At 45.9% G+C, this 6,623-nt stretch carries 4 protein-coding genes and 2 tRNA genes; 5 read left to right on the plus strand and 1 reads right to left on the minus strand.

Features of this window, described 5'->3' with window-relative positions; all coding sequences use genetic code 11:
- Positions 1 to 7: 7 nt before the first annotated feature.
- Positions 8 to 2,371, minus strand: coding sequence for a DNA polymerase II (locus RXX31_RS10910; RefSeq protein ID WP_317589324.1), 2,364 nt, complete (start codon positions 2,369 to 2,371; stop codon positions 8 to 10).
- A gap of 516 nt (positions 2,372 to 2,887) precedes the next feature.
- On the opposite strand from RXX31_RS10910, the gene uvrY reads away from it, so the two are divergent.
- The 5 genes from uvrY (at position 2,888) to RXX31_RS10935 (ending at position 6,623) form a co-directional block, all read left to right on the plus strand.
- Complete coding sequence (gene uvrY, locus RXX31_RS10915) at positions 2,888 to 3,532, plus strand: UvrY/SirA/GacA family response regulator transcription factor (RefSeq protein WP_237316149.1); 645 nt, start codon at positions 2,888 to 2,890, stop codon at positions 3,530 to 3,532.
- Position 3,533: 1 nt separating this feature from the next.
- A complete protein-coding gene (uvrC, locus tag RXX31_RS10920) occupies positions 3,534 to 5,366 on the plus strand; it encodes an excinuclease ABC subunit UvrC (protein ID WP_317589326.1) in 1,833 nt (610 codons plus the stop codon).
- A 46-nt stretch (positions 5,367 to 5,412) separates the two neighbouring features.
- On the plus strand, positions 5,413 to 5,970 hold the full coding sequence (pgsA, locus tag RXX31_RS10925; protein WP_317589328.1) for a CDP-diacylglycerol--glycerol-3-phosphate 3-phosphatidyltransferase: 558 nt from the start codon (positions 5,413 to 5,415) through the stop codon (positions 5,968 to 5,970).
- 469 nt (positions 5,971 to 6,439) lie between these two features.
- Positions 6,440 to 6,513, plus strand: a tRNA-Cys gene (locus tag RXX31_RS10930).
- 37 nt (positions 6,514 to 6,550) lie between these two features.
- Positions 6,551 to 6,623 (plus strand) — tRNA-Gly (locus tag RXX31_RS10935).

Consider the following 6,623-nt stretch of genomic DNA (forward strand, 5'->3'; position numbering starts at 1 on the left):
CCGGTTATTAAAACAAGCCCATCTGCGGCGCGGATAACGTTTCAAAGTCAGTGCCAATAAATGGCAAAATGGCATCAGCAACAGGCTTTAGCTGTTTATCAATATAGTGTTGATAGTCAATGAGGCTATTGCGATATTCATGAGGCTCGGGGCCATTGACGGTAATCACATATTTGATTCGGCCACGATTCTGATACTGTAAAGGACGACCAAGTTTGGCATTGATTTCATCTGCCAATCGGGCTGCACGCACCTGGGGCGGAATATTCTTCTGATATTCCGATAACTTACGGCGTAACTGCTTCTGGTAAACCAGTTGATCATCAAATTCGCCATTATTGGTTTTCTCAACCATTTCACGTACGTATTCACTTGGGTCTTCACCATGGAAGATCATTCTATACAGCTCGCTTTGGAACTTCTGAGCAAGGGCAGTCCAGTCTGTTCGTGCACTCTCTAACCCTTTAAAAATAATCCTCTCTTGTTCTCCTTCCCCTATTAATCCGGCATAACGCTTTTTAGAACCCGTTTCAGATCCACGAATGGTCGGCATCAGGAATTTACGATAGTGGGTCTCGTATTCGATTTCGAGCATGGAGGTGAGGTTATATTCCGAACGGAGGTGCTCCTGCCACCATAAGTTAATGTACTCAACTAACTGATTACCGACTTTGTCCGCTTCGGCCTGAGTGTAAGTGCGGTTAAGCGACACAAAGGTGGAGTCCGTATCACCGTAAATCACCTGATAGCCTTGCTGTTCGATCAGGACTTTAGTCTGTTTCATGATCTCATGACCACGCATGGTAATACTGGAAGCCAGCCGCGTATCAAAAAAGCGGCAGCCGGAGGAACCGAGCACGCCATAGAATGAGTTCATGATGATCTTAATCGCCTGAGAGAACGCTTTTTCATTGTTTTTCTTGGCGACGTCTCGCGCAGCCCAAAGTTTCTCGATCATTTCGGGCAAAAAGTGCTTGGTGCGATGAAATTGGCCACCGCGAAACCCGGGCACGGCTTGGTTGTCCCCTTGGCCAATTTCAAGCTGCAGGCCTTCGACCAACCCCATGGGATCGATCAGGAACGAGCGGATGATAGAAGGGTACAGGCTCTTAAAGTCCAGCACTAAAACCGAATCGTATAAGTTCGGGATCGAATCCATCACGTATCCACCGGGACTGGCTATCCAGTTTTCCGGGTGTAAGTTGGGTGCAACGTAACCCGCGCGGTGAATTTGCGGCAGATAGAGATTAGTGAATGCGGCAACTGAACCGCCAACCCGATCGAGTTCGACCCCCGTTAATCGTGAACGCTCTATTGCGAAGGCGAGTAGGTGCGTATGCTCAAAGATCTTATTAACCAACACGCAGTCCTGAAGATTGTATTTCGCCAAAGAAGGTTTATCAGAGCGATACATGCGATTGATTTCATCCATGCGATCATGCACGTTGTGTATCTCTTTACCTTCGCCGAGCAGTTCCTGGGAGACGGATTCCAGTGACCAGGAGCGGAAATGGTAAGTGGCGGTTTTTAACGTATCGATACCATCCATCACCACTCGGCCAGGAATGGAAATAAACCCCTGCTGGCTTTGTGAGGAGCTGCGGAAGAAACTCGCTTGATCCGCTCTGCCTAACTTGAGCTTCATGTTGTGCCATTCCGCTCTTTTGTGTAGTAAGCGGAAGTCGAAGTCAATCACGTTCCAGCCGACAATGACATCAGGGTCGAATTGTTTAAACCAGGCGCTCAGAGCGTCCAGTAACGCCTTCTCGTCTTGTACCCACTGTATCGGAGTGTCTGCAGGTTCAGGGTTGCCTATCATAATGACGCGCGAGTCCATTGTACTGTCCAGACCGATAGAGTAGAGGATACCTTTCTCAGAACACTCTATGTCTAAAGAGACTACGTGAAGTTTGGGCTCAAAGTGACCGGAACGGCACTTAGCGTTTTGAACGCGTTGAAATCCGCTCCGATCTTGATGATTCCCGGTAAACTCGATGCTGCCTCTAATGAAGCGCTCCATCAAATAGCGGTCAGTAAGCCGAATATCGCCTTCGTACGTGGTAATATCGTGTTGTGAAAAGTGACCTTGTAACGCCATAGCGTCTCGAGTAAGTCGTGTATAGCAAGCGACAAGAGCGGTGTGTTCAAATGTTTTGATATCCAACACACGGAACTCGACGTAAATGTTATTTGACTGAGCGACCTCTCTGGCTTGCTCTGCTTCTGATTGGGCAATAAAGAAGACAGGTTTCTCTCCGTGAATGAGCAATTGGGTAGGGCCGGCTTCTGTTGACAACCACAGTTCAATCTGAGTTTGACCTTGGATATCTCGTGCCTGACGAGTGAGTAGGAATCCTTGCTGGATGTTCAAATGAGAAAAACCTTATCGATAGCTTAAGTTCAGTATTCTAGCACCATGAGATAAGAAGAAAACGCGCAGTGATGATGGTTGCTGCTTTTGTCATCGAACCAGTATGTGCGTCAGGATCGGCTATCGAAAAGTAAAAACACGCGAAAGAGTGGGATGGAATTTAAACGTGAACATTCCTTATAGAGGGATTTTGAGCATCAGAGGCCAGACTAAGGTTGCTTGTCTACAGATTAACCATTTGAGGGGGATATTGAGTTGCTCTGGGAAATATAAAATCTAGTTGCTTGATTTATTACAATTAATGTTGTTAATTAGCTTGTATTATATTTCGGTTCTGCACACCACACTCCGATTTTACGGAGTGGTTTATGAATAAGTTCTTGCTAAAGTTTGCGTTTGAGCACATATTCATAGAAAGCAATTTTTCGTCAAATACGTTAGTATTAGGCGTCATACTGATATCCACATAGAACAGCATGTGGGTGCAGAACCAATAGAAAGTGTGGAGATACAAGTTTGATAAATGTTTTCCTTGTAGATGATCACGAGCTGGTTCGCACAGGGATACGACGTATTATTGAAGACGTCCGTGGAATGAACGTAGCAGGAGAAGCTGACAGCGGTGAAGAGGCAGTAAAATGGTGTCGCAGTAATCATGCTGACGTCGTTTTAATGGACATGAACATGCCGGGAATCGGTGGTTTAGAAGCCACTAAGAAGATTCTTCGCTTGAACCCTGATGTAAAAATCATCGTACTTACCGTTCATACTGAAAATCCGTTCCCAACCAAAGTGATGCAGGCGGGGGCTTCTGGTTATTTAACCAAAGGTGCAGGCCCGGACGAGATGGTTAATGCGATTCGTGTGGTAAATAGTGGGCAGCGTTACATCTCTCCAGAGATCGCGCAGCAGATGGCGCTGAGTCAATTCTCACCAGCCTCTGAAAACCCGTTTAAAGATTTATCCGAACGTGAATTGCAGATCATGTTGATGATCACTAAGGGTCAGAAAGTAACGGATATTTCTGAACAACTTAACTTAAGTCCAAAAACGGTTAATAGTTATCGCTATCGATTGTTTAGCAAATTGGACATTAATGGCGACGTTGAGTTAACGCACTTAGCGATTCGTCACGGAATGCTGGACACCGAGACGCTTTAGTGTGAATCCTCCTTTTGATTCGGCTTCCTTTCTCAAGACAGTAACTCATCAGCCCGGCGTGTACAGAATGTACAACGCCGACGCTGTTGTTATTTATGTCGGAAAAGCCAAAGACCTCCAGAAGCGCCTTTCGAGTTACTTTCGTAAAAAAGTCGACAGTGAGAAAACGCGCGCGCTTGTACGTAATATTGCCAAAATTGACGTCACGGTAACCCATACCGAGACCGAAGCGCTGATCCTTGAGCACAATTACATCAAGCAATACTTACCAAAATACAACGTACTTTTACGTGACGATAAGTCCTATCCCTATATCTTTATCAGTGGGCACAAACACCCGAGATTATCGATGCATCGCGGGGCTAAAAAACGCAAAGGCGAGTATTTTGGGCCTTACCCCGACTCTGGTGCAGTTCGGGAAACACTACACCTACTGCAAAAGATATTTCCAGTTCGTCAATGTGAAGATACGGTTTACTCGAACCGAACCCGCCCCTGTTTGATGTACCAGATTGGACGTTGTGCCGGGCCATGTGTTAGCTCAATCATATCAGACGAAGAATACGCCGAATTAGTGGGTTTTGTTCGCTTATTTCTTCAGGGTAAAGATCAGCAGGTGCTCAAGCAGCTGATTGAAAAAATGGAGCAGGCTAGCCAGCAGTTACGCTTTGAAGATGCCGCCAAGTTTCGCGATCAGATCCAGGCAATTCGCCGGGTTCAGGAACAGCAATATGTCTCTGAAGACAGCATGGATGACATGGATGTACTCGGGTTTGCTCAAGAGAACGGTATTGCGTGTATTCACATTCTGATGATTCGTCAGGGTAAGGTGCTTGGTAGTCGCAGCCACTTTCCTAAAATTCCACAAAATACCAGCCAGCAGGAAGTGTTTGACAGCTTCTTAACTCAGTATTACTTGAGCCACAGTGAAGCGCGTACCATTCCAGCCCGGATTATTCTCAATCAGGAGCTGGCAGAAGATATCGAACCGATTCAAAAAGCCCTGACCGAAGTGGCGGGACGTAAGGTGCATTTTCATACGTCTCCAAGTGGAGTCAGAGGGCGCTACCTCAAACTGTCAAATACCAATGCACTGACGGCAATTACCACTAAAATTAATCATAAGATGACCATTAATCAGCGTTTTCATGCCTTACGTGAAGCGTTGGGAATGGAGTCGATAGCTCGCATGGAATGTTTTGATATCTCCCATACAATGGGGGAGAGCACCATTGCATCGTGCGTGGTCTTCAATAATGAAGGTCCGGTAAAACAAGAATATCGTCGCTACAACATTACGGGTATTACCGGTGGCGATGATTATGCTGCGATGGGGCAGGTACTTGAACGCCGATACTCAAAGCAACTGGATGTGGAGAAAATCCCAGACATCATTTTCATCGATGGTGGTAAAGGTCAGCTGAACCGTGCGAATGAAATTATCTCACAACACTGGGGAGACTGGCCGAAACGACCAAGGCTGATTGGTATTGCGAAAGGTGTCACGCGTAAGCCCGGGCTTGAAACCCTAATTACGGTGGATGGCCATGAGTTTAATCTGCCAAGTGACGCGCCAGCACTTCACCTTATTCAGCATATTCGTGACGAAAGCCATAACCATGCGATTGCCGGACATCGAGCGAAACGTGGCAAAACTCGCCGCACGAGTGCGTTAGAAGGGATCGAAGGCATTGGACCGAAGCGACGCCAGGCTTTGTTAAAATATATGGGCGGATTACAGGAACTTAAACGTGCAAGTGTCGAAGAAATCGCCAAAGTGCCGGGGATTAGTCACTCTTTAGCAGAAATTATTTTCCAAGCATTGAAACAATAAGGAAAATCCCGCAACATTAGCACGCAATGTGTAAGAGAATAATAAAATGCGATTGAATATCCCGAACATTCTGTCTCTTCTTAGACTGTTCTTAATTCCAGTTTTTGTGGTTGTCTTTTATCTGCCTTATTCATGGGCACCGTTTGCTGCGGCAATGGTGTTTTGGGTAGCGGGCTTTACCGACTGGTTAGACGGTATGTTGGCTCGTAAACTAGGCCAAACTTCTCGGTTTGGCGCGTTTATCGATCCCGTGGCTGATAAAGTATTGGTTGCGACTGCGTTGATTTTAATTACCGAATATTACCACTCTATTTGGGTTACGATTCCCGCAGTTACCATGATTGCCCGCGAAATTATCATTTCCGCTTTAAGAGAGTGGATGGCTGAAATTGGTAAACGTGCAAGTGTTGCCGTATCGTGGGTGGGTAAAGTAAAGACCGTCGCACAGATGTTCGCGTTGTGGGTGCTGATTTGGCACTATGACGACTGGATGGTATGGCTTGGTTTTGCTGCACTGTATATCGCGACATTCCTCACGTATTGGTCAATGATTCAGTATCTCGCCGCTGCAAAAGACGATTTGCTCGATGAGAAGCATCATTAACAAATAAGTATTGATACGAAGCAGGCGCTCAACGCCTGCTTTTTTGTATCCGTCGTATCTATATTAATTCCAGCCATTATCTTGCCACTCCTCTTTGCTCTTAGTGATCTTTACTGCCCGTGATATTGCCGGTAGGGTGGCACAAAAATAAATGTGATATGGATCTTATTTTTCTTTCTGTTACTTAGCGGGTGTGGTAGATAACGCGATTATGAACGGTTGATATGGGCTGAGTATGCGGTTTCTATGGCAGGTGAGTAGTCAAAGTTTCATGATAAACAAGTGTATTTCAGCGATTTTTCGTATTAAAACTAATCAATCCGCCGGCTTTCGCACAAAATCTAGTCAAACGATTTAAAAAAATAAAAATAGTGTTGACTCGATCGCTCGAATCCGTAGAATGCATCCCGTACCCAAGAGAGCACAGCTCAAAAGGGTGGAGAGAAAAGCTTAACTTTTCTCACAATGAGGCGCCTTGGCAGAGTGGCTATGCAGCGGATTGCAAATCCGTGGACCTCGGTTCGACTCCGGGAGGCGCCTCCATTATTCTTTTGAGAGTGAATATCTTTCGAGAATAAATGCGACACTAGCTCAGTTGGTAGAGCGCAACCTTGCCAAGGTTGAGGTCACGAGTTCGAACCTCGTGTGTCGCT

The sequence above is a fragment of the Vibrio sp. EA2 genome, assembly GCF_033042495.1.
Lineage (GTDB): Bacteria > Pseudomonadota > Gammaproteobacteria > Enterobacterales > Vibrionaceae > Vibrio.

Bases quoted from the DNA above. Each gene is read 5' to 3' on its own strand.
- pgsA (WP_317589328.1), top strand. From the start codon at position 5,413: ATGCGATTGAATATCCCGAACATTCTGTCTCTTCTTAGACTGTTCTTA.